Source organism: Pedobacter heparinus DSM 2366, assembly GCF_000023825.1.
In the GTDB taxonomy this organism is placed as follows: domain Bacteria; phylum Bacteroidota; class Bacteroidia; order Sphingobacteriales; family Sphingobacteriaceae; genus Pedobacter; species Pedobacter heparinus.
Genome location: NC_013061.1, coordinates 33815 through 55442 on the forward strand (window position 1 = coordinate 33815; position 21628 = coordinate 55442).

Consider the following 21628-nt stretch of genomic DNA (forward strand, 5'->3'; position numbering starts at 1 on the left):
TGGATTTGCTGCCGTTCTATAAAGAAACGGCAGCTCCATAAAATTGTTATTAAGACTCTGTTTTAGCCGGGGTTATAGGCGTTGCAGGATCTGCGGGCTGGCTAACGCCATCGTGCAGCAATCCTTCGGCTGCCGGTTTCTGGTCACCTGTGCCATTTACAAACTCATCATAAGTGGTGCGGTTGTCGAAAGGGCGTTTGCCCAGGATCTCTTCTAAATCTGCCTGGAAAAGGATCTCTTTCTCTATCAGCTTTTGGGCCAGTTTTTCAAGACCTTCCCTTTTATCTGTTAACAAGGACTTTGTTCTGGTATAAACTTCCGAGATCAGGATACGTACTTCATTGTCGATCATTTCCGATGTTTTTTCAGAATAAGGTTTATTGAAGTTGTATTCATTCTGAGGATCGTGGAAAGAAACATTTCCAATAGTGCTGTTCATACCATAAATGGTAACCATGGCGTAAGCCAATTTAGTAATGCGTTCCAGATCGTTCTGTGCACCGGTAGAGATTTTTCCGAAAACAATGTCTTCTGCGACGCGGCCACCCATGGTCATACACATGCCATCGGTTAACTGCTCTGTAGTATACAGGAACTGTTCTTTAGGCAGGTATTGCGCATAGCCTAAAGCTGCTACCCCACGGGGAACGATAGATACTTTTACCAGAGGATCGGCATGTTCAAGGAACCAGCCCGCAATGGCATGACCAGCTTCGTGGTAAGCAACGATGCGTTTTTCTTCAGGAGAGATGATTTTGTTTTTCTTTTCTAAACCACCAATAACACGGTCTATCGCGTCCTGAAAGTCCTGCATATCTACAAACTCCTTATTGCGTCGGGCGGCAATTAATGCGGCCTCATTACACACATTGGCAATTTCAGCTCCTGCAAAACCAGGGGTTTGTGCAGAAAGCTTTTTGGCATCTACAATTTCATCGGTTTTGATGGGTTTCAGGTGAACTTTAAAGATCTGTTCACGGCCCACCAAATCTGGCTTATCGATAGAGATCTGCCTGTCAAAACGTCCGGGTCTCAGTAAGGCTGAGTCCAGTACGTCAGGACGATTGGTAGCGGCAAGGATAATGATTCCCGAATCTGTACCAAAGCCATCCATTTCAACCAGCAACTGGTTAAGCGTATTTTCACGTTCATCGTTTCCGCCCATCATACTGTTTTTACCACGGGCACGGCCAATGGCATCTACCTCATCAATAAAGATGATACAAGGGGCTTTATCTTTCGCCTGTTTAAACAGGTCGCGTACACGGGAAGCGCCTACACCGACAAACATTTCTACAAAGTCTGACCCTGAAAGGGAGAAGAAAGGCACCTGGGCTTCTCCGGCTACAGCTTTGGCCAGTAAGGTCTTACCGGTACCCGGTGAGCCTACCAACAGCGCCCCTTTAGGGATTTTACCGCCAAGATTGGTGTATTTTTTGGGGTTTTTAAGGAAATCTACGATTTCCATTACTTCCTGTTTGGCTTCTTCAAGGCCGGCTACATCATTAAAAGTAACATTTACCTGGCTTTCTTTATCAAAGAGGGTCGCCTTGGATTTTCCGATATTAAAGATCTGACCGCCCCCACCACCGGCACCACCGCCCATGCGGCGCATGATAAAGATCCAGAAGGCGATGAACAATAATACAGGGAGGATAATGGTAAAGAACCAGGAGTTAAAGGTACTTTGTCTGGTCTGTTTTTCGGCAAGGATCTGCTGATCTTCAGGAATGTTCTTTTGGGACTCCTTCAGATCAGTGTCCAGCCTGTCCATTGAGCCTGCATTAAAGTAGACGGTAGGGCCGTCGCTGGCACCAAAGTTGTTTCTGCTGATATACTGTTTATATTTTGCTTCTTTTAGCCTGTCCTTTTTAATAAAAACTTCTACTTTAACCACATCTTCATGTTTGTAGGCGATCAGTTTCTCTACATCACCAGGTAAGAGCATCTGGGTTTCAAAGGTACGGTAAGAGACTGTTTTGGTCGCGTCGGCACTAAACAGGAACTGTAATAAAATAAGGCCTAAAATAATAGCAGCATAAACCCAAAATATGTTAAACTTTGAACCTTTTTGAGGTTTCTTGGGAATATTTGGAATTCTCTTTATCAATTTGGGTTTTGTATTTGGGTTCTCTTTCATTGTAAAATCAAAAATGGGGTGAATGATTAAGCACTTTGATAGGAAGTAGACTGGGCATCGCCCCAAAGGTCTTCAATTCCATAAAATTCGCGCTTTTCAGTTTTAAATATGTGAACTACGATATCAAAATAATCAAGAATGATCCAGTCGGCATGTTCCAGTCCTTCTTTTCTCCATGGATTAGTTTGAGTTTTTTTATAGATTTCTTCCTCTACACTATCGGCAATTGCTTTAACTTGTGTTGCGGAATCTGCATTGCAGATGATAAAGTAATCAGAAACAGAACTATTGAGCGCTCTTAAGTCCAATCTTACGATGTCGTTTCCTTTTTTTTCCTGGATGCCGTGTACAGCGATCTCTGAGAGGTATGTAGAAAGGTTTCCAATTTTCTTTTTTACCATTAAAATGTTTTAATTTTGATAAACAAATATACAATCAACACTTGCAAAATAACACTTTTTCAACATTATTTGTTGGTCAAAATTTGATCAGATTATCTGAGGTTGATTCTACCAATAACTTTTTAAAAGCTAAGGCGTCAAATTCCGAGCCATTACCCGAAGGAACTGTTATTATGGCAGATAATCAATTTGCGGGGAGGGGGCAGCAGGAAAACACCTGGTATGCAGAACCTGGGGCAAGCCTTACTTTCAGCATTTACCTGTGTCCGCTTTTCTTGCCTGTTTACAGCCAATTTCTGTTGAATATGGCAGTCAGCCTTGGGGTTAAAGAGGCGCTGGCAGGCTTTCTGGGCGATTCCCTGAAAATAAAATGGCCTAACGACCTGTATGATAACGATCAGAAAGTTGCAGGGATTTTGATAGAAAACATCATTTCCGGATCTCAATATAAGGCCAGCATTGTAGGCATAGGGGTTAACGTGAACCAGGTAAATTTTGATCCTGTGCTGTTAAACAGAGCGACGTCTTTAGCTAAAATTTTACAGCGGGATGTTAATTTAATGGAAGTATTGGCAATTATTTGCGAAAACATCGAAGCAGAATACCTTAAATTAAAAGCAGGGAATTTTAAGATGTTGCAATACAATTACATTAATGGCCTGTATAAATTCAATCAACCGGCGTTTTACCGCCATAATGACGAACAGTTTGAGGGGACGATAACAGACGTAACCGGGAACGGACAGCTGGTAATCTTATCGGAGGGGACTGAAAAGCAGTTTAATTTTAAAGAAGTAGAATTTTTAAATAACATTTAAAGATTATAGCTAATTTCACGGCCTTGTAGAATACTGTTTAAAACCGGCTGAAAACTAAATGAACAAGATTAAAAATATAGGAGTATTAACTTCCGGCGGTGACGCCCCGGGAATGAATGCTGCCATTAGGGCAGTTGTTAGAGCGGCAATTTACTATGATTTGGAAGTTACAGGTATTTTAAGGGGTTATGAAGGCTTGGTTCATGGCGATTTTATCGAAATGAACAGAAAATCGGTAGCGAATATCATTCAACGGGGCGGAACTATTTTAAAAACTGCCCGTAGTGAAACGTTCAAGACCGCGGAAGGTCGTGAAATGGGATACCAGCAATTAAAAAAACACCATATAGATGCCCTGATCGTGATTGGTGGTGACGGGACTTTTACCGGGGCAAATTTATTTACGAATGAGTTTGATTTTCCGATAGTGGGCCTTCCGGGTACCATAGATAATGATTTACAGGGAACAGATTTTACGATTGGATATGATACGGCCATTAATACAGTCGTAAATGCGGTTGACAAAATAAGGGATACTGCTGAATCGCATGACAGGCTGTTCATTGTAGAGGTGATGGGCCGGGATTCGGGACTGATTGCTTTGAGAAGCGGTATAGGAGTGGGCGCTGAAGCGATCCTTATCCCGGAAGCGAACATGGGTGTGGAAGGCCTGATCCAGCGCCTGGAGAACGGGCGTAAAGACAAGGCCTCAAAAATTGTGATCGTTGCTGAAGGTGATGAAGTTGGCGGGGCTTTTAATGTTGGAGAAGCACTCAAACAAAAATTCCCGAACTACGACATCAGAGTCTCGGTACTGGGACATATACAGCGTGGTGGGAAACCAAGCTGTATGGACCGGGTTCTGGCAAGCAGGTTTGGCGTGGCCGCCGTTGAGGGGGTTTTGGCCGGACAGTCGGGCGTAATGGTTGGACAGGTAAACCGGGAGCTCATTTTTACCCCATTTGATCATGCCATAAAACATATTGATGCACAGCAGGTTAGTCCGGCCTGGTTAAAACTAGTAGAAATTTTATCTTTATAAATAAGAAATGGCCAGTTAACTGGCCATTTCTTATTCTTCTATAATCACAGCAGTACCTGTTGCAGCAACCATGAGCATGCTGCCGCCGCTGCCAACGGTTTCATAGTCCAGATCGACCCCGATAATTGCATTGGCACCCATTGCCGCTGCATATTGCTGCATCTCGTTTACAGCGGTATTTTTACCTTCGCGGAGAACCTGTTCGTAAGAGCCTGACCTGCCGCCAACAATATCACGGATGCCAGCAAAAATATCTTTAAAAATGTTGGCGCCAATAATGGTCTCGCCGCTTACAAGGCCGATGTATTTAACTACTTTTTTGCCTTCTATAGAGTTGGTGGTTGTGATTAGCATAAATTATTTTTTAATTGTTTGACTGCCATACAACCCGGATGTTACAGGGAATAATGGGTTTTTGCAATATAATGTGGAATTTTAAAACAGTGCATCTTGTTAATCATTAGTATTTTACTTACTTTTGCAGCCCCGCAAGCATAAAGCTCCGGGAACTATGTTGAATACATAAATTAAAAGACGAAATGGCAACTAAAATCAGATTGCAAAGATTCGGTAAAAAAGGAAAACCTTTTTTCCACGTAGTGGTAGCGGATTCCCGTTCACCAAGAGATGGTAAATTTATTGAGCGTTTAGGTTCTTATAACCCAAATACCAATCCTGCTACCATTGACCTTAATTTTGATAAAACTTTAGACTGGGTAAACAAAGGTGCTGAACCTACGGATACTTGTCGCGCTATCCTTTCTTACAAAGGTGTTTTGTATAAAAAACATTTAGAGGGCGGTGTTAAAAAAGGTGCTTTAACCGCAGAACAGGCAGAAGCTAAATTTGCTGAATGGTTAGGCGCAAAAGGTGAAAAAATTGAAGGCAAAAAAGACAGCTTAACTAAATCTAAAGATGAAGTTAAAAAAGCTGCTTTAGCTGCTGAGGCTAAGAAAAATGCTGACCGTGCTGCTGCACTTGCAATTAAAAATGCACCTGTAGAAGAAGAAGTAGTAGAAGAGGCTCCTGTAGCTGAAGCTGCAACTGAAGAAGTAGCTGTAGAAGAAAGTCCTGCTGTAGAAGAAGCCCCTGTGGCCGAAGCTGCTGCTGAGGAAGCTCCTGCTGCTGAAGAAAGCAAAGAAGAAGAAGCATAATATTTTTGTTATGCTGCAGGATAGCGAAGGATTCATTTCATGATTCTTCGCTATTTTTATTCATAGGTATTTATGACACAGGAAGAAACATTTTATATAGGGTATATTACCAAAACAAAGGGGCTAAAAGGAGAGGTTCAGTTATTTTTTGAATATGATGAGCCAGGCTTGCTTGATCTGGATGTGGTTTTTGCAGCTATCAATGGCAAAATGGTTCCTTTTTTTGTCTCTTCTTATAAACTACAGAACAACAATACGGGGAATTTCTATTTTGACGACATTGATCATATAGACAAGGCACAGCCCCTGGTGAAAAAAAAGATATACCTGCCCCTGACTAAAATGCCGGACCGTTCGGACGAGGACTTTCATTATAATGACCTTAAAGGCTTTATGGTCTCAGATGAAAACAAGGGCGAACTGGGTGAGATTATTGAAGTAAACGAATACCCCCAGCAATTTGTGGCAACGGTTTTATATAAAGGAACAGAGATCATGTTTCCTTTAAATGAGGACATGATTGTTGAAATAGATGAGGAGGAGGAAACATTACTGGTAGATTTACCGGAGGGCCTGCTTGATATTTATCTGTCAAATTAATTTTAACTTTATACCATGCGTTTCGACATTATATCCGTCTTGCCCGATCTGCTGAGCAGTCCTTTTGCCCATTCTATTTTACAGCGGGCACAAAAGAAAGGTCTTGCAGAAATTGTGCTGCATAACCTGAGGGATTATGCCAGTAATAAGCAGAAAAGCGTTGACGATTATCCTTATGGGGGAGGCAGTGGCATGGTGATGTCTATAACGCCTTTTGCCTGCTGCATTGAAGCGCTGAAGGCTGAAAGGGATTACGACGAGGTTATTTTTATGAGCCCGGATGGGGAAACATTCAACCAAACTATCGCCAATGAGCTGTCGGGGAAAAAAAATATTATGATTTTATGCGGGCACTATAAAGGGATCGACCAGCGGATCCGCGATCTTTTTGTAACCCGGGAAATATCGATCGGGGACTATGTGCTTTCGGGAGGAGAATTGCCCGCCGCAGTATTGGTGGATGCAATTGTACGCCTGATACCAGGTGTACTGAATGACGAAACTTCGGCCCTGTCCGATAGTTTTCAGGGCGAATTGCTGGATGCGCCAGTTTATACCAGACCGGCCGACTGGCGGGGGCATAAGGTTCCGGATATTTTATTGAGCGGCCATGAGGCGAAGATCAATGAATGGCGACATGAACAGGCCTTAATACGCACGCAATTGCGCAGGCCGGATCTGCTGGAGGATTAATTTTCTATTTAAGTACCCCTTATTCATCTTTTGAAAGGAGTAAGTCCCGTATTTAAGCGGATCCAGCTTACATACGGGACCACTGTTTGGTTATTTTCTTTTTAAATAAAAATATTTTTTGTTGGGTTGTGATTATTTTTTAAGTAGATTTACGCTAAAAAAATTATGATTGTATCGGTTTTTTTTGATAAAAAATCATAAAAATATAATTAAAAACAAGCTAAATATACCTTTATGAGCGACAAAGCAAGAAAATACAAGATCAATGATTGTTTGTTGCGGTTGCCAGTGCCACAGTACCGGGAGGCCGTAAAAATTATTCCTAAGATTTTAGGTGTTTCATTAAATACCTTTCATAATTACCGGAATATTTTATTTGATGACAAACAGGACATTCCATATGAAAAAGTGATCATGTTTGAAAAATTATTTGAAATGAGGACAGGTGAGCTGATCAATAAAGAGGTGCAGTGCAAACCTTTAAAAGTGCTTATGGGAAAAGAGTTGCTCACCAGCAGGTTTACGAAGAGGAATTAAAGCAAATTAATTTTATTAAAATGTACAAGTATAAAATCAATGAGTATTTATATGGCCTGAATGTGGTAGAATATTCGGCTGCAAGAAAGATCATTCCCCAGGAACTGGAAATATCGTTAAATACCTTTCATAACTACCGGAACATCCGGATTGATTCTGAAGCAGATATTCCCTATTGTATGATCAGAAAGCTGGAGATTCTTTTTAAGATGAACCGGGGCGGGCTGGAAAATTTTAAAATTAAGGGAGAGGACCTGCAGTCACTAATCTATAAAAGGAAAGGAAAAAAATGATTGGCAGCTCAGATCAGCCACTCTGGTTTTGTGGAAATATTAAAGAATGTGGAAAAAAATAAAAAACGTTTTTATTTTTGAAATAATATTCCTAATATTGCAGTCCGATTTTAAACAACAAAAAATCGGCTTAATAGCTTAAAATCATGGATTTAGTAAAATTTGTTGAAGAGCAGGTAATCGCAAAAAATGAGTTTCCTGCATTCAAATCAGGAGATACAGTGAGTGTTCACTATAAAATTCGCGAAGGTAATAAAGAACGTATTCAAATTTACCAGGGCGTAGTATTACAACGTAACAGCGTAGGCGCAAACGAAACGTTTACTGTTCGTAAAATGTCTAACGGTGTTGGTGTAGAGCGGATATTCCCTATTAACTCTCCAAACATTGCCAAAATCGAGGTGAACAGCCATGGTAAAGTTCGCAGGGCGAAACTATTTTATCTGCGCGAATTAACTGGTAAAGCAGCACGTATAAAATCTAAAAGGGTATAACATTCTTTCAAAAAAATATACGAACCTCCCCGATCATATCGGGGAGGTTTTTTTGTTTGTATATCTTTGCGCCAACTAACTTATTATAAATAATGAAAGAACTGTTAAAAAAATTCGAAGAGAAGCGGCCGGAGATCGTTTTTGAGTGGAAGGATAAGGATTCTGAAGCTGAAGGGTGGGTGGTGATCAATTCGCTTCGCGGAGGAGCAGCAGGTGGAGGGACCAGGATGCGCAAAGGCCTGGACAAAAGAGAGGTTGAATCTCTGGCAAAAACAATGGAAGTAAAATTTACCGTATCCGGCCCACCGATAGGCGGGGCAAAGTCGGGCATCAATTTCGATCCTGCAGACCCGAGAAAAAAGGAGGTTCTGGAGCGCTGGTATAAAGCGGTAATGCCCCTGCTAAAAAATTATTACGGTACGGGCGGCGATTTAAATATTGATGAGATCCATGAGGTGATCCCTATTACTGAAAACTACGGGTTATGGCACCCTCAGGAAGGCGTAATCAATGGGCATTATCAGGCAAGGGAAAATGAAAGGATCCACCAGATCGGGCAGCTGCGCTACGGGGTCTCCAAAGTGCTGGAGGATTTAAATTATACGCCAGACATTAAAAGAAAGTACAAGGTTGCTGATATGATCACCGGTTATGGTGTGGCGGCATCTATCGGCCATTTTTACAGCATCTGGGGTGGGAAGTTGTCAGGAAAAAGAGCGGTTATCCAGGGCTGGGGAAATGTAGCGGCAGCAGCAGGGTATTACCTGACACAAAATGGTGTGAAAATTGTTGGGATCATTGACCGTGTTGGTGGATTGATCTGTAAGGATGGCTTTACACAGGAAGAGGTCATTAGCCTGTTTAACAACAGAACAGGAAATACGCTGGTATCGCCCGACCTGATTCCTTTTGAACTGGCCAGTAAAGAGATCTGGGATATTGGCGCCGAGATATTTGTTCCCGCTGCAGCTTCCAGACTTGTTCAGCAAAACGAAGTGGATCAGTTGATACATGGGGGGCTCGAAGTGATTGCCTGTGGTGCAAATGTTCCTTTTGCGGATAAAGAGATTTTCTTTGGGAGCATTATGGAGCATGCAGATAAGCACGTTGCAGTGATACCGGATTTTATATCAAATTGTGGTATGGCCAGGGTTTTTGCTTACCTGATGCAGAGAAATGTAGAAATGAGTGACGATGCGATATTTACGGACGCGTCACAGGTGATTTATAAGGCACTGAAAGCGGTTCATGAGGAATCTCGGGAAAAGAAGGAACTCTCTAAAACGGCATTTGAGATTGCGCTTAAACAATTAGTATAATTATGATGATGGACTATCAATTTTTTGAACAGGTTTTTTGGGGAAACACCGTTAAGCAATATTGCGTTTTTGTAGTTATTATTTTACTTGGATTGCTGTTTAAAAGATTGGTGTCCAGGTTGTTTAGTCTGGCCCTTTTTAAGGTGTTCAGCAAATTTGCGGAAGAGGTCAGGGGAGAAACCTTTGTTGCGCTGCTGGTAAAGCCTATAGAGTCTTTCATTACTTTTTGCACCATTTATCTGGCGATCAACAATTTAACCCACCCCCTTAACCTTGTGCTCTGGCACAGGTCGAAAACTAAGATTGGGGTTACGATAGGGGATTGCCTGGATAAGATCTTTCTTTTCCTGATTATTCTGTCCATTTTCTGGATCATCCTGAGGATCATTGATTTCATCGCTTTTGTATTAAAACACAAGGCAAGCATAATGAATAACCGGGCCGATGATCAGTTGGTCCCTTTTTTAAAAGAACTGACCAAAACCTTGATCTGTTTTCTTGGTTTTTTTGTGTTACTGGGCTTTGTTTTTGAAATCAATGTGCTTACACTGATCACGGGATTGGGTATAGGGGGTATTGCGATTGCACTGGCTGCAAAAGAAAGTCTGGAAAACCTGATCGGTTCATTTACGATATTTTTGGACAAGCCCTTCACGGTTGGCGATGTGGTAAAGGTGGATGGTATTGAAGGTACAATTGAGAAAGTGGGCTTCAGGAGTACCTGGCTGATCAGTCCGGATAAAACAACTATTGTTATTCCAAACCGGGCAATGATAGATGGTGTGCTTGAAAATGTGACGTTAAGAAATTACAGAAGGGTTAATTTTTTTATAGGAATAGTCTATGAGACGGCGCCTGAGGATATTAAAAAGATCCTGTCTGCCATTGCTGCTTTTCTTGAGGCCCATCCTGATACTAAGGACGGATATGCCACATTTGATAATTTTGGCGATTCTGCCTTGCATATCCAGGTTGTTTACCTGGTGATCAATATGGAGCACAGTAAATATGTAAAAGTAAAAGAAGAGATCAATTTTAAACTAATGGAGATTGTAAAAGAATTCAGGTCTGGGTTTGCCTATCCGACCCAGCGCTCTATCAGTGACAGCTTTCCGCAGCAAAACAGTTAAATAAAAAAGACCCGGCATTACCGGGTCTTTTTTATAGTGTATAGGTTCATCCCTTATGCCAGCTCAGCCAGCACTGTAATCCCGCCTTTTACGACCTGATTGAGCTCGAGGTTAACCTTCGTGCCCAACGGCAGGAAAATGTCCACCCTAGAGCCAAATTTAATAAATCCGAATTCTTTATTCTGGGTTACGGTATCGCCTTCCTTAATGTACCATACAATTCGTCTGGCAAGGGCCCCTGCAATTTGTCTGAACAGGACCGGGGTGCCATTTTGGTGTTCTACTACAACCGTGGTCCTTTCATTTTCTGTAGATGATTTAGGGTTCCAGGCGGCCAGGTATTTGCCGGGATGATATTTAAAGAATTTAACTACACCGGAAATGGGGTTTCTGTTGATGTGTACATTTACAGGCGACATAAATATCGAGACCTGTAGTCTTTTATCTTTAAAATATTCTCCTTCCAGCGTTTCTTCTATCACCACTACTTTTCCGTCTGCCGGACAGATCACAAGGTTCCCGCCACTTGTAAATGACCGGGATGGGTTCCTAAAGAATTGTAGGACCGTGATAAACAATAAAAAAGATAAAATGTAGATCAGCCACTTTAACCAGGTCATATCTGCAAATCTGTAATCGATGAATGCGTTGAGTACAAATATGAAAAGAACAGATAGTGCTATGGTGGTGTAACCCTCTTTATGTATGGTCATTGATATGGTATAATATGTTTGCGCAAAATTGGGAAAAAAAAATTACATTTTTGCCCTGTAAATGTCTTTAAGGTTTCGGCCAAGGCCAATATAATCCAGGCCATATCCTACTACAAATTCATTGGCAATTTCAAAACCTACGTATTCCAGTTCGGCAATTTCTGTTTTTAATGCTGCGGGTTTAAACAATAAAGCGCATACCCTAACTGAAGCGGGCGCTTGTTTGTGTACCTCATTTAAAATATGGCACAGTGTAAAACCGGTATCTACAATATCTTCCACAATGATGACGTCACGATTGTGCAGGTCCTCAGGTAAACCAAAGGCCTGTTTCATAGTTCCACTGCTTTCTGTACCCTCATAAGAAGAGACCCGGATAAAGCCGGCTTCGCAGGGCCCGTCAAATTCTCTCAGCAGGTCGGCCATAAAGAGGAAGCTGCCATTGAGTACGCCGATAAATACCGGGCTGCGGTTTTCGTAATCAACATTTAACTGTATGCCGATTAAACGGATACGTTTGCTGATGTTGTCGTTGTCCAAAAGGAGCTCAAATTCTTTACCGGCGATTTGAATTTTATTCATGGTATGGGTTTCATTAAAGCTGTCCTGTTTTCTCCTTCTCCTTTTCTTTCCGGCGTTGTTCGCGGCGCTCCTGCCTTAATTCTTTTTTTGTTTTTTGCGCTGTATCTAGCTTTGCCGGCTGGGTGGTTGTAGTATCTTTTTTATTGCGCCCAAATAAGCGGTCAAATAAGTTCTTTGAAGCGTCCTGTGTTTCAACAGCAGGCAGCGGGTCGTCGTTATCGAAAGCATTGGTGTCAATTTTAGCAGAGTCGGGCAGCAGATATTGCCGCAAACCTTCACGAAGGCGTACATTGTAGAAGCCATATCCGCTGGTATCGGCAGGGGTAAGTCCCCTTCTGGCCATAATGTTACCAATGTATTTGAAATAGGGATACAGGTAGTCTTTCAATCCGCCATCACCCCGGAACTTAAAGAGGGCAATTTTAGGGCGGGGGACAATATTGGCCAGAAAAATGCCTTCTCCTATGTTCAGGTCAGACGGTCTTTTGCCAAAATAGTATCGTGTAGCTTCTCCTATGCCATAAATGTTCTGCCCCATTTCGATAATGTTGAAATAAACCTCAAGCATACGATTCTTGCTGACCAGGTGGTTGTTTTCTATCAGCCAGACAATAAGGATCTCTTCAGCCTTTCTTGCGAGCGTTTTCTGACGGCTGAGGAAAACATTTTTAACCAGCTGCATAGAAATGGTGCTGCCGCCGCGTACAAACTTCTTTTCTTTAAAGTTTACGGCAAACGACTTGCGGATGGATTCCTGAACAAAGCCCTTATGTGTAAAAAAAGAAGGGTCTTCAGAAGTTAAGATCGCATTTTTAAAATTGCTTGAAACATCAGAAAGGGGCGTAAAGTTGGGATTGGAAGGCCCGATCATAATGTCGCGCATGGGTTTGCCCCGTTCATAGGGGGTATAAATAAAGTCACTGTTGATCTTTTGCAGGTTTGTTTTGCCCCATTTCAGGATCTTAAAGTTCATTGGTGTTAACGAGGAATTGAATTGCACGCTGTCGGGCAAAGCGCTATCCAGGTAAAAATTCAGGTCGTACCGTACTTTTCCGCTTACCTGCATCCCCTCAAGCGATTCAAAGAGTCCTTTAGGAAAGGCGCTCAATACTTCCTGGGCATCCTGGTCAGGAGCATGCAGCTGAAGTTCATAAATTTTGTGGGGTGAAAGGGTGTATTTTAAGTAAGGATGAATAGCGGCGTTTTTCAGAAATATAGTGGATGAGCTGTCAAGGGCCACAAAGTTTTTTCCGATCAGCATATCTGCATCAATTTTTGCATCCGGAACGATGATATCGTTCGAAGCGATCTTAGGATGGTTGATGAGCAGGTTTTTTACCGACCAGGAGCCTGAGATCTTAAAATTATCCCCGCTGTAATCGGCATTTTTCATTTCTGTCCTTACCGTATCAAAGCTGAACCTGGCCTGCAGTTTTCGCTCCAGATAGGGCAGCTCAACTTTTTTATTGTCGGCAAAAAGCATAACGTCCAGTTGTTTTTTGCCCGGTTTTACCGTTCCCTTGATGTGCCAGGTTGCTTCATTCCCATTTACTAGAATGGTCGAGTTCAGGTCGCCATCATCTATCGTGGCTGTTGTGGTCAGGAAAGTTAATTTTGCTGTGTCGTTGTCATTTACGTTCAGCAAAAAGTCTTTGACCTCCATGTTATCCGGAATTTTGTACAAAACCTGGTTTAAAAGGTTATGTGCAAGATCGCCAAGGCCAATTTTTGATTTATTTTCTGTGCTGTCTTTCTTTTTGCGTTTCAGGAAGAAATCAAGGTTGCTCAGGGAGTCCCTGAACACAATGTTGACTTTCCCGCTGTTTAAATTGATCTCCGAAAGCTTTACATCTCCAAAAATCAGAGGAAAAAGCTTTACCCCAATGGTCATATCGTTAATAGTCGTCAAGGTATCGCGGTCTTTGGGTACCACAGAAATACCTTTCATCTGAACGGTATTGAGGCCGTTAAAGCCATATTCTCCGATTTTTATATCGAGTCCATAATCCTTATCTGCTTTTGCAATGGCTTTTGCCATCATTTTTTCCAATAACGCTTCTCTTTTGTTATAGGCAATAATGCCTCCAATAACCAGGACGAGCAGAAAACCCCCTAGTACCCACGCGCCAATCTTAATGTACTTTTTAGGGATGTTAATTTTTGGAAGATGCATGCTATAAAACAGATATTATTGCTAAACGTTAAACTCAAATGTTTATTTCGTGTTAAAATTACAATAAAAAGGGGCATTTAAAATTAATTGTGGCGGTCTTTTGTTAAATTTGACTAATGATGATTAGCCAAGAACAAGTTCTAGCCGCTTTAAGGAATGTTGAAGACCCAGATCTGAAGAAAGACCTGGTGACCCTAAACATGATCAAGGACTTAAAAATAGAAGACAAACACATAAGTTTTACCTTAGAACTGACCACTCCGGCCTGTCCGATGAAGGATATGCTTAAAAATGCCTGTTTAAATGCCATTAAGCATTTTGTGAGCAGAGAGGCAGAAATAGAGATCAACATTACCTCGAGGGTAACCAGACCTATGGATACCACGCAGCTTAAGGCCATCCGGAATATTATCCTGGTCTCTTCAGGCAAAGGGGGGGTAGGAAAATCAACTGTAGCCAGTAATCTGGCCATTGCACTGGGGGCCGATGGGGCAAAAGTAGGGCTGATAGACGCGGATATTTATGGGCCTTCGGTACCAACTATGTTTGGCCTGGTTGGGGCAAAACCAGGTGCAAGAGAAACAGCAGAGGGTAAAACGCTGATTATACCTATCGAAAAATATGGCATAAAACTATTGTCTTTAGGCTTTTTTGCCGATCCTGACCAGCCTGTGCCCTGGCGCGGACCAATGGCTTCCAATGCGGTAAAGCAGCTGTTTAATGATGCCGACTGGGGCGAGCTGGACTACCTGATTGTAGACCTGCCACCGGGGACGGGCGATATCCACATTACGATTACCCAAAGTTTTCCTATTGCCGGGGCTGTAATTGTGACCACACCCCAGCAGGTAGCGCTTGCCGATACACGAAAAGGGCTTGCCATGTTTAAAATGCCATCCATTAACATCCCTGTATTGGGTGTAGTGGAAAATATGGCTTATTTTACACCGGCCGAGCTGCCCGAAAACAAATATTATATTTTTGGAAAAGATGGCGGAAAAGAACTCGCAAAATCATTTGGTGTGCCTTTCCTGGGCGAAATCCCGATTGTACAAAGCATTACTGAAGGGGGCGATAGCGGCGTTCCGGTAGCTATGGATACACACAACAGTGTGGCCCGGTCTTTTGCAGAAATTGCAGGTAAAGTAGCCCAGCAAATTGCTATAAATAATGCCCAAAGTGCAGGTAATGTTTCCCCTGTCGTAGAAATTGATACGAATTGAGGAAAAAAATTACTATTTTTATATTTTAATAATTTACCAAAATGAATTTAACAGAACAAGTAGAGCAGGCACTGGAAACCATCAGACCTTATTTAATAGCTGATGGAGGAGACGTAGCCATAGAAGAGATTACGCCGGAAAATGTAGTTAGATTGAAATTATTAGGTAACTGCGGATCCTGCAAAATGAGTTTTATGACCATGAAAGCAGGGATTGAACAGGCCATCATGAAGTCTGTTCCACAAATTACTGCTGTTGAAGCCGTTAACCTTGCCGAACCGGTATAAAATGATTTAACACAATTTAACTAGCCGTTTTAATCTTAACCGCTATTTTTGCAATATGAAGTATGCGCTGACCATTTTATTGTTTCTTTTCGTTTCTCCGTTATTTGCGCAGCAAAATACGACGGAGCGGCCATTGATCCAATTTACAGGTATCATTACCGATGTGGATAGCAATACAGTGGTCCCTTACGTTACGGTTACAAATTTAACCAATAAGGGGCAGCGCTACGCTGCCAATTATAAAGGGTATTTTTCTTTTATAGCCCATCCGGGCGATACCCTACTGTATACTGCAATTGGGTACAAGGACCTGCTGTTGGCCATCCCTTCGCAGATCAATGACAGTAAGTATACGGCAATGGTCAAAATGAAAGCCGAGATTGTAAACCTGCCTACCGTGCGTGTTTATCCCTGGGCTACTGTTGAAGAGTTTACCCGTGACTTCATGTCGATGAAGATTGCAGATGATGACTATGTCATTGCCGCCAGAAATCTTTCGCAGGAAAGTCTTAGCGGATTGATCCAAACCCTCCCAAGGGATGGTGGTGAGATCCAGAGCATCAACAACCGGCTTAACCACGACCGGGCATTAAATAAGAATATGGTTCAGACCAACCCACTTTTAAATCCTTTTGCCTGGGGCAAACTCATGCAGTCCATCTTTAAAGGAGATAAAGCCCGGAGTGAGAGCAACTAGCGTTTTTTGCTTTGTTTCGGAAAGCGCATCTTATAATCGGCCTTTACATTTCCTTTAGAAATGGCATCCAGCTTGCTTTTAAGCATTGTTTTACGCAGCAGGCTTAAAGTATCTGTAAACAGCTTGCCCTCTATGTGGTCATATTCATGCTGTATTACCCTTGCCGGCATTCCGCTTACTTCTTCTTCATGCAGCTCCCAGTGCTCATCGTAATATTTAATACGGATATTGGGCTTGCGCATAACGTCTTCCCTGATGTCGGGAATACTCAGGCAACCTTCATTAAATGCCCATGGCTCACCTGTTTCTTCCAGAATTTCGGCATTGATGAATACTTTTTTAAACTTGTTCTTATCCCCCTCATCGGCCCCTGTATCTACAATGAACAGGCGTATAGGCAGGCCCACCTGCGGTGCCGCCAACCCAACGCCGTGCGCGTTATACATGGTTTCAAACATGTTGCTGATCAGTTGTTTCAGATCCGGGTAAGTTTGTTCAATGGGTGTACATACTTTTTTTAAAACCGGGTCACCGTAGGCTATAATGGGTAGTTTCATGCGGCAAAAATACGAATATTACGCTAAAGGATAAAAAGTTAGGGAAGTAAGATTACTTTCGTCCAATATTTCATGCGTAATATTAGCCATATCAGTAGTGCTAACCGCCTGTATTTTCCTGAAAACGGTTTGCAGATCGTCAATTTTATCATAGTCGATCAGGCTTTTTGCCATAGATATGATCAGGCCGATCCGGTTTTCCTCGCCAAGGGCAATTTGTCCGATGAACTTGTTTTTAGCTTTTTGAAGCTGTACTTCAGTAAGGGGTTTGTCTTTAAGCTTTTTAAACTCTTTAAAAATGAGCGCCCAGGCCTTGTTTACCTTTTCTTTATCTGTTCCGAAATACAGGGTAAAAATACCGGTGTCACTTAAAGGGCTGTAGCCCGTTTCAATGGTATAGGCAATGCCGTATTTTTCCCTGATCTGAAGATTCAGAACAGAACTCATTCCGGTGCCTCCTAACAGGTTATTTAACAATAAAAGACCTGTTTTGTAAGGGTGTTGCAGGGAATAGGCCTGCGCACCCAGCATGGCATGCGCCTGCTGAATGGGCTTTTGAAATGTTTGGGTAATAGGCTCTACTTTGAGCGGTGCAATCCTTGTTGCGGTATGCAGGTTGGCAGGAATGTCTGAATAATGCTTAGAGCCAATTTTTACCACCTTGTTTAGAGAATAATTTCCCAATACGGCAACCACTATTTTGTCGGTATGGTAATTGGTTGCAATGAATTGCAGAATGTCCTTTTTATTCAACTTGCCCACGCTTTCGGTAGTACCCAGAATGTTCCTTCCTAAGGGGTGCCCGGCAAATACAAGGTCTTCAAAATCGTCGTATATGGCCTCTTCTGGCTGGTCAAGGTAAGAGGCAATCTCATCCAGCACTACACTTTTCTCTTTCTCTATTTCCTCTTCGGGGAAAGTAGAGTGGAATACGATATCGTTAAACAGGTCCAGCGTCCGGTCTAAATAGGGATTCAGAAAAGAAGCGTGGATACAGGTATACTCTTTGGTGGTATACGCATTCAAATCGGCACCCACACTTTCCAGCCTGTTCAGGATCTGGTTGGTATTGCGCTTCTCCGTACGTTTGAAAATCAGGTGCTCGATGAAGTGGGCCAGTCCGGATTTGCTTTCTTGTTCATCCCTGGAGCCACTGTTAACAATAATACAGGCATGAGATATGGCAGATGCGGCCGGCACATGGAGCAGACGGATGCCGTTGGGTAAAGTATGAACGTTGTATTTCATTAAGGGGCAAAGGTACGGAGAAATATATCATGGCATTATAATTTTATTGTACTGTCAATTTGACAACAAAACCAATTTGGAATGCCCCTTGATATGTAGCTGATGTACTTAAAAATGAGTTAACATATGAGCATAGAAGAAAAAGGAACGATATCCATTCACACGGAGAACATTTTCCCAATCATCAAGAAATTCCTGTATTCAGACAACGAGATCTTTTTAAGAGAGCTGGTTTCCAATGCCGTTGATGCGGTACAAAAAATTAAACGCCTGGCAGCACTGGGCCAATACAACGGTGAACTGGGCAACCCACTGGTTGAAGTTGCGGTGGATGAAGAAAAAAAGACCATTACCATTACCGATAATGGCTTGGGTATGACCGCCGAAGAGATTAAAAAATACATCAACCAGGTGGCATTTTCCGGCGCCAGCGAGTTTGTAGAGAAGTTTAAAGATGCCAAAGATGCCAACGAGATCATCGGTAAATTTGGCTTGGGCTTCTATTCGGCCTTTATGGTTGCAGATCTCGTAGAGATCCAGACACTTTCTTATCAGGAGGGTGCCGAACCTGCCCGTTGGGTATGTGATGGCAGTACTGAGTTCGAAATTACGGCAGGTAACAGGACCAGCAGAGGTACCGAGATCATTTTACACATCAATGCAGAATCGGAAGAGTTTTTAAGCAAACACAAGCTGGAAGAGATCCTGGATAAATATGGCAAGTTTTTGCCTGTACCCATTAAGTTTGGTACCAAAACCATACAGGAACCGGATGGGGAGGATGAAGAAGGAAAACCGAAAACCAAAAGCGTTGAGACAGACAACATCATCAATACCACCAACCCGATCTGGACCAAGGCACCTGCAGATTTGTCAGACGAAGATTACCTTGACTTTTATAAGCAATTGTATCCTTTTTCGGAAGATCCGCTTTTTTGGATCCACCTGAATGTAGATTATCCTTTTAACTTAACAGGTGTATTGTACTTCCCGAAAGTGAAGAATGATTTTGATATGCAGCGCAATAAGATCAAATTGTTCTCACGTCAGGTATTCATTACCGATGAGGTGAAAGACATTGTGCCGGAGTTTTTAATGTTGCTGCATGGGGTGATCGATTCACCTGATATTCCTTTAAATGTTTCCAGAAGCTTTTTACAGGCCGACAGCAATGTGAAAAAGATCAACAGCTACATCACTAAAAAAGTTGCTGATAAGTTACAGGAGCTGTTCAATAAAGACCGTAAAGGTTATGAAGAAAAATGGGGCGATATTGGCCTGTTCGTAAAATACGGAATGGTGAGCGAAGAGAAATTTTATGAAAAAGCTAAAGACTTTGCCTTACTGACCAATACAAAACAAGAAAACTATACCCTGGAAGAGTACCGCGATAAGGTGAAAGACATCCAGACCGATAAAAACGGGCAGCTGGTTTACATTTACGCGAACGATCCGTCAAAACAGGATAGCTTTATACAGTCGGCCAATAAAAAAGATTACGACGTATTGCTGATGAATTCCCCAATCGATAACCACTTTGTACAGCACCTGGAGCAGAAGCTGGAAAAAACATCTTTAAAACGTGTAGATTCAAGCGTGGCCAGTAAACTGATCGAGAAGGATGATAACCTGGAATCGGTTCTGTCAGAAGAACAAGCTAAAAAAGTTGCAGCTATATTTGATAAGGCGATCAATAAGCCGGGATACCATGTTGAGGTTGTAGGCTTAAATCCTGATGAACTACCTGTAACCGTAACCATGGATGAATTTATGCGCCGGATGAAAGATATGGCCGCTATGAGCGGTGGAATGGGTTTCTATGGCAATATGCCGGATAGCTATAAAGTCGCCATTAATGGAAACCACAAGCTGATCGGAAAAATTATAGCTGCTGACAATGAAGAAGAGCAGGGCTTGCTGGCCAAACAGGCTGTAGATTTAGCATTGCTTGCACAAGGCATGCTTACCGGAGCGGAACTGACAGCCTTTGTGAGCAGAAGTGTAGAATTGATATAGCATATAGCTGATGCTTTTCTGAAGAAGATAAAAAGGCCTGGCTACTGCCAGGCCTTTTTATTTATAGCATGCTTTTAAGATCAGCAGGCGAATAATTGATGGATTTTAAGGTCTTGTCGTCATTGGACCTGTATACCAGGAACAATTCTTCTTCTTCCTTATGATAAGCATCGCACTGGTGGTTTTTTCTGTAATGCGCTATTGTTTCATTCGCTTCTTCAAGCGATTTACAGGCTTTGCTCATGTTGGAACGGTGGACTTCATCAAAAAGAGACTTGAACTTATCACCCAGTCCGAATTCGAGAATGGCACCAGCCAGCACATATTGCAGGTCACATAGTGCATCGGCAACTTCTACAAAGTCGTTCGCCTCAATCGCCTGTTTCAATTCATGGAGTTCTTCAGCAAGTAAAGAAACCCTTAAATTGGCCCTTTCCCGGGAAGGAATGCCTGGTGTTTCTTTTATGGGGTGCTTAAAGGTTTTATGAAATTCAGCAACCTGGTTTAATGAATTCGGCTCTTGCATAGCTTTATAGAGTTGTTAGTGATCTGATTAAATTACTTCCGGGCAAAATTAAGTATTCCCGCTTAATATTTCGGTCCCCAGGCTACATCCTTAAAAAAAATATACGCTGCTGTAGCGTTTTTGATGCGGCCATCGTTTTAAGAAGAAAAATAGTTAATGGCCATTAACCTATTGTTGTGTAAAATTTAATAAAGACTCTTGTCGGGCCCTGTCTGACAATTAAAAACAAAAAAGATGAAACTAACAATTAATTTAAAAACGATATTCAAAACATTTATAGCTGCGGTTACCTTATCAGTAGTTTTTGTGGCCTGTTCAAAAGACAGGAGTGAGCCTCAGCAGGTAGCGGGGCTTTCTATTATCATGGCCTATCCGGATACCACAACTTTAGATTTTATCGTCGATCAAACAAGGGTAAACAATGCTAAAGGGTTGAACTTTAACGGAAAAATTGATTATTTAAACCTATTTCCCGGAAACAGAAGGCTGGGCATCACCAAAAGAAATTCCAACAGGTTAATCATGTCCGAGAACTTTAACCTGCTTTCAGGGGTTGGCTATTCTATTTTTGTGGTAGATACCGTTAAGGATAATACCAAAAGATTTCTTTTGACAGAGGACGATCTGAGTGCTCCTGCTGCAGATAAAGCAAAAATCCGCTTCATCAATTTAAGCAAGGATGCCCCTGCATTGAGCCTTAGGATACATGGAAAAGATGCAGACCTGTTTACCGGTAAAGCATTTTATGAGTATACCAGCTTTTCTGCTGTTGACCCGGGCGAAAGTGTAACCTTTGATGTCAACGAGGGAACAACACTTAAAACCAGTTTGCCGAATGTTAAAATAGAAAAAGGGAAAATTTATACCATTTACGCCAAAGGGTTTCAGGCTGCTGCAATAGATAGCTTAAAACTGCGTGCTGCAATTTACACACACAAATAATATCTGTTTATATTTGAGGATGTTCTGTAATTTTATACGGGAC

Annotated in this window: 24 protein-coding genes; 15 read left to right on the plus strand and 9 right to left on the minus strand. The window is 42.1% G+C overall.

What is annotated here, in order from left to right; genetic code table 11:
• Positions 1 to 49: 49 nt before the first annotated feature.
• Positions 50 to 2140, minus strand: coding sequence for an ATP-dependent zinc metalloprotease FtsH (ftsH, locus tag PHEP_RS00150; protein ID WP_012780210.1), 2091 nt, complete (start codon positions 2138 to 2140; stop codon positions 50 to 52).
• Positions 2141 to 2166: 26 nt separating this feature from the next.
• Complete coding sequence (gene rsfS, locus PHEP_RS00155; protein ID WP_012780211.1) at positions 2167 to 2541, minus strand: ribosome silencing factor; 375 nt, start codon at positions 2539 to 2541, stop codon at positions 2167 to 2169.
• A gap of 83 nt (positions 2542 to 2624) precedes the next feature.
• Between rsfS and PHEP_RS00160 the strand changes: the two genes are divergently transcribed.
• Both PHEP_RS00160 and pfkA read left to right on the plus strand, forming a co-directional pair.
• The gene (locus tag PHEP_RS00160) at positions 2625 to 3359 is read left to right on the plus strand and encodes a biotin--[acetyl-CoA-carboxylase] ligase (RefSeq protein WP_238326523.1); all 735 of its coding nucleotides are present in this window, start codon (positions 2625 to 2627) and stop codon (positions 3357 to 3359) included.
• A gap of 58 nt (positions 3360 to 3417) precedes the next feature.
• A complete protein-coding gene (pfkA, locus tag PHEP_RS00165; protein ID WP_012780213.1) occupies positions 3418 to 4401 on the plus strand; it encodes a 6-phosphofructokinase in 984 nt (327 codons plus the stop codon).
• A 30-nt stretch (positions 4402 to 4431) separates the two neighbouring features.
• Here the strand turns inward: pfkA and PHEP_RS00170 are convergent, their stop codons facing one another.
• Complete coding sequence (locus PHEP_RS00170) at positions 4432 to 4755, minus strand: YbjQ family protein (RefSeq protein ID WP_012780214.1); 324 nt, start codon at positions 4753 to 4755, stop codon at positions 4432 to 4434.
• A gap of 185 nt (positions 4756 to 4940) precedes the next feature.
• Here PHEP_RS00170 and PHEP_RS00175 point away from each other — a divergent pair, with 185 nt between their 5' ends.
• The 8 genes from PHEP_RS00175 (at position 4941) to PHEP_RS00210 (ending at position 10621) form a co-directional block, all read left to right on the plus strand.
• Positions 4941 to 5555 carry a 30S ribosomal protein S16 gene (locus tag PHEP_RS00175; protein ID WP_012780215.1) on the plus strand — a complete coding sequence of 205 codons (615 nt, stop codon included), beginning with the start codon at positions 4941 to 4943 and terminating at the stop codon, positions 5553 to 5555.
• 72 nt (positions 5556 to 5627) lie between these two features.
• Complete coding sequence (gene rimM / locus PHEP_RS00180; RefSeq protein ID WP_012780216.1) at positions 5628 to 6155, plus strand: ribosome maturation factor RimM; 528 nt, start codon at positions 5628 to 5630, stop codon at positions 6153 to 6155.
• A gap of 15 nt (positions 6156 to 6170) precedes the next feature.
• A complete protein-coding gene (gene trmD / locus PHEP_RS00185) occupies positions 6171 to 6848 on the plus strand; it encodes a tRNA (guanosine(37)-N1)-methyltransferase TrmD (protein WP_012780217.1) in 678 nt (225 codons plus the stop codon).
• A gap of 234 nt (positions 6849 to 7082) precedes the next feature.
• Positions 7083 to 7385, plus strand: coding sequence for a hypothetical protein (locus PHEP_RS00190; RefSeq protein ID WP_012780218.1), 303 nt, complete (start codon positions 7083 to 7085; stop codon positions 7383 to 7385).
• A gap of 20 nt (positions 7386 to 7405) precedes the next feature.
• Positions 7406 to 7678 (plus strand): hypothetical protein, encoded by a 273-nt coding sequence (locus tag PHEP_RS00195; protein WP_012780219.1) that lies wholly within the window; start codon positions 7406 to 7408, stop codon positions 7676 to 7678.
• Between the two features lie 146 nt (positions 7679 to 7824).
• Positions 7825 to 8172: a 50S ribosomal protein L19 gene (rplS, locus tag PHEP_RS00200; protein ID WP_008241658.1), complete on the plus strand. Its 348-nt coding sequence runs from the start codon at positions 7825 to 7827 to the stop codon at positions 8170 to 8172.
• 92 nt (positions 8173 to 8264) lie between these two features.
• Positions 8265 to 9491, plus strand: a complete 1227-nt coding sequence (locus PHEP_RS00205; RefSeq protein WP_012780220.1) for a Glu/Leu/Phe/Val dehydrogenase dimerization domain-containing protein — start codon at positions 8265 to 8267, stop codon at positions 9489 to 9491.
• 2 nt (positions 9492 to 9493) lie between these two features.
• Positions 9494 to 10621, plus strand: a complete 1128-nt coding sequence (locus tag PHEP_RS00210) for a mechanosensitive ion channel family protein (RefSeq protein WP_012780221.1) — start codon at positions 9494 to 9496, stop codon at positions 10619 to 10621.
• A gap of 53 nt (positions 10622 to 10674) precedes the next feature.
• Here the strand turns inward: PHEP_RS00210 and PHEP_RS00215 are convergent, their stop codons facing one another.
• From PHEP_RS00215 to PHEP_RS00225, 3 genes are read right to left on the minus strand one after another with little or no spacing between them, the layout of a single operon-like run.
• Positions 10675 to 11334, minus strand: a complete 660-nt coding sequence (locus PHEP_RS00215; protein ID WP_012780222.1) for a phosphatidylserine decarboxylase family protein — start codon at positions 11332 to 11334, stop codon at positions 10675 to 10677.
• Between the two features lie 42 nt (positions 11335 to 11376).
• Positions 11377 to 11916 (minus strand): hypoxanthine phosphoribosyltransferase, encoded by a 540-nt coding sequence (gene hpt, locus PHEP_RS00220; protein ID WP_012780223.1) that lies wholly within the window; start codon positions 11914 to 11916, stop codon positions 11377 to 11379.
• A 13-nt stretch (positions 11917 to 11929) separates the two neighbouring features.
• Positions 11930 to 14089: a transglycosylase domain-containing protein gene (locus tag PHEP_RS00225; protein WP_012780224.1), complete on the minus strand. Its 2160-nt coding sequence runs from the start codon at positions 14087 to 14089 to the stop codon at positions 11930 to 11932.
• Between the two features lie 119 nt (positions 14090 to 14208).
• Here PHEP_RS00225 and PHEP_RS00230 point away from each other — a divergent pair, with 119 nt between their 5' ends.
• The 3 genes from PHEP_RS00230 to PHEP_RS00240 are packed head-to-tail and all read left to right on the plus strand — an operon-like array spanning position 14209 to position 16296.
• The gene (locus tag PHEP_RS00230; protein ID WP_049772195.1) at positions 14209 to 15312 is read left to right on the plus strand and encodes an Mrp/NBP35 family ATP-binding protein; all 1104 of its coding nucleotides are present in this window, start codon (positions 14209 to 14211) and stop codon (positions 15310 to 15312) included.
• A gap of 41 nt (positions 15313 to 15353) precedes the next feature.
• On the plus strand, positions 15354 to 15599 hold the full coding sequence (locus PHEP_RS00235) for a NifU family protein (RefSeq protein WP_012780226.1): 246 nt from the start codon (positions 15354 to 15356) through the stop codon (positions 15597 to 15599).
• Positions 15600 to 15654: 55 nt separating this feature from the next.
• Complete coding sequence (locus PHEP_RS00240; RefSeq protein ID WP_012780227.1) at positions 15655 to 16296, plus strand: peptidase associated/transthyretin-like domain-containing protein; 642 nt, start codon at positions 15655 to 15657, stop codon at positions 16294 to 16296.
• Here PHEP_RS00240 and def read toward each other — a convergent pair.
• Together def and PHEP_RS00250 are read right to left on the minus strand one after the other, a co-directional pair.
• Positions 16293 to 16853 carry a peptide deformylase gene (gene def / locus PHEP_RS00245; protein WP_012780228.1) on the minus strand — a complete coding sequence of 187 codons (561 nt, stop codon included), beginning with the start codon at positions 16851 to 16853 and terminating at the stop codon, positions 16293 to 16295. The genes PHEP_RS00240 and def overlap by 4 nt on opposite strands.
• Before the next feature lie 18 nt (positions 16854 to 16871).
• A complete protein-coding gene (locus PHEP_RS00250; RefSeq protein ID WP_012780229.1) occupies positions 16872 to 18101 on the minus strand; it encodes a M16 family metallopeptidase in 1230 nt (409 codons plus the stop codon).
• Between the two features lie 126 nt (positions 18102 to 18227).
• Here PHEP_RS00250 and htpG point away from each other — a divergent pair, with 126 nt between their 5' ends.
• Positions 18228 to 20117: a molecular chaperone HtpG gene (htpG, locus tag PHEP_RS00255; protein ID WP_012780230.1), complete on the plus strand. Its 1890-nt coding sequence runs from the start codon at positions 18228 to 18230 to the stop codon at positions 20115 to 20117.
• 61 nt (positions 20118 to 20178) lie between these two features.
• Here htpG and PHEP_RS00260 read toward each other — a convergent pair whose 3' ends face one another.
• The gene (locus PHEP_RS00260) at positions 20179 to 20643 is read right to left on the minus strand and encodes a pyrophosphohydrolase domain-containing protein (RefSeq protein WP_012780231.1); all 465 of its coding nucleotides are present in this window, start codon (positions 20641 to 20643) and stop codon (positions 20179 to 20181) included.
• Between the two features lie 234 nt (positions 20644 to 20877).
• Here PHEP_RS00260 and PHEP_RS00265 point away from each other — a divergent pair, with 234 nt between their 5' ends.
• Positions 20878 to 21585, plus strand: coding sequence for a DUF4397 domain-containing protein (locus PHEP_RS00265; protein WP_012780232.1), 708 nt, complete (start codon positions 20878 to 20880; stop codon positions 21583 to 21585).
• Positions 21586 to 21628: the final 43 nt, after the last annotated feature.

Bases quoted from the DNA above. Each gene is read 5' to 3' on its own strand.
- PHEP_RS00225 (WP_012780224.1), bottom strand. From the start codon at position 14,089: ATGCATCTTCCAAAAATTAACATCCCTAAAAAGTACATTAAGATTGGC.
- pfkA (WP_012780213.1), top strand. From the start codon at position 3,418: ATGAACAAGATTAAAAATATAGGAGTATTAACTTCCGGCGGTGACGCC.
- PHEP_RS00250 (WP_012780229.1), bottom strand. From the start codon at position 18,101: ATGAAATACAACGTTCATACTTTACCCAACGGCATCCGTCTGCTCCAT.
- PHEP_RS00210 (WP_012780221.1), top strand. From the start codon at position 9,494: ATGATGATGGACTATCAATTTTTTGAACAGGTTTTTTGGGGAAACACC.
- rplS (WP_008241658.1), top strand. From the start codon at position 7,825: ATGGATTTAGTAAAATTTGTTGAAGAGCAGGTAATCGCAAAAAATGAG.
- trmD (WP_012780217.1), top strand. From the start codon at position 6,171: ATGCGTTTCGACATTATATCCGTCTTGCCCGATCTGCTGAGCAGTCCT.
- PHEP_RS00170 (WP_012780214.1), bottom strand. From the start codon at position 4,755: ATGCTAATCACAACCACCAACTCTATAGAAGGCAAAAAAGTAGTTAAA.
- ftsH (WP_012780210.1), bottom strand. From the start codon at position 2,140: ATGAAAGAGAACCCAAATACAAAACCCAAATTGATAAAGAGAATTCCA.
- PHEP_RS00235 (WP_012780226.1), top strand. From the start codon at position 15,354: ATGAATTTAACAGAACAAGTAGAGCAGGCACTGGAAACCATCAGACCT.
- PHEP_RS00265 (WP_012780232.1), top strand. From the start codon at position 20,878: ATGAAACTAACAATTAATTTAAAAACGATATTCAAAACATTTATAGCT.
- PHEP_RS00230 (WP_049772195.1), top strand. From the start codon at position 14,209: ATGATTAGCCAAGAACAAGTTCTAGCCGCTTTAAGGAATGTTGAAGAC.
- PHEP_RS00260 (WP_012780231.1), bottom strand. From the start codon at position 20,643: ATGCAAGAGCCGAATTCATTAAACCAGGTTGCTGAATTTCATAAAACC.
- rimM (WP_012780216.1), top strand. From the start codon at position 5,628: ATGACACAGGAAGAAACATTTTATATAGGGTATATTACCAAAACAAAG.
- PHEP_RS00215 (WP_012780222.1), bottom strand. From the start codon at position 11,334: ATGACCATACATAAAGAGGGTTACACCACCATAGCACTATCTGTTCTT.
- PHEP_RS00175 (WP_012780215.1), top strand. From the start codon at position 4,941: ATGGCAACTAAAATCAGATTGCAAAGATTCGGTAAAAAAGGAAAACCT.
- PHEP_RS00195 (WP_012780219.1), top strand. From the start codon at position 7,406: ATGTACAAGTATAAAATCAATGAGTATTTATATGGCCTGAATGTGGTA.
- rsfS (WP_012780211.1), bottom strand. From the start codon at position 2,541: ATGGTAAAAAAGAAAATTGGAAACCTTTCTACATACCTCTCAGAGATC.
- PHEP_RS00205 (WP_012780220.1), top strand. From the start codon at position 8,265: ATGAAAGAACTGTTAAAAAAATTCGAAGAGAAGCGGCCGGAGATCGTT.
- PHEP_RS00240 (WP_012780227.1), top strand. From the start codon at position 15,655: ATGAAGTATGCGCTGACCATTTTATTGTTTCTTTTCGTTTCTCCGTTA.
- htpG (WP_012780230.1), top strand. From the start codon at position 18,228: ATGAGCATAGAAGAAAAAGGAACGATATCCATTCACACGGAGAACATT.
- def (WP_012780228.1), bottom strand. From the start codon at position 16,853: ATGAAACTACCCATTATAGCCTACGGTGACCCGGTTTTAAAAAAAGTA.
- PHEP_RS00190 (WP_012780218.1), top strand. From the start codon at position 7,083: ATGAGCGACAAAGCAAGAAAATACAAGATCAATGATTGTTTGTTGCGG.
- hpt (WP_012780223.1), bottom strand. From the start codon at position 11,916: ATGAATAAAATTCAAATCGCCGGTAAAGAATTTGAGCTCCTTTTGGAC.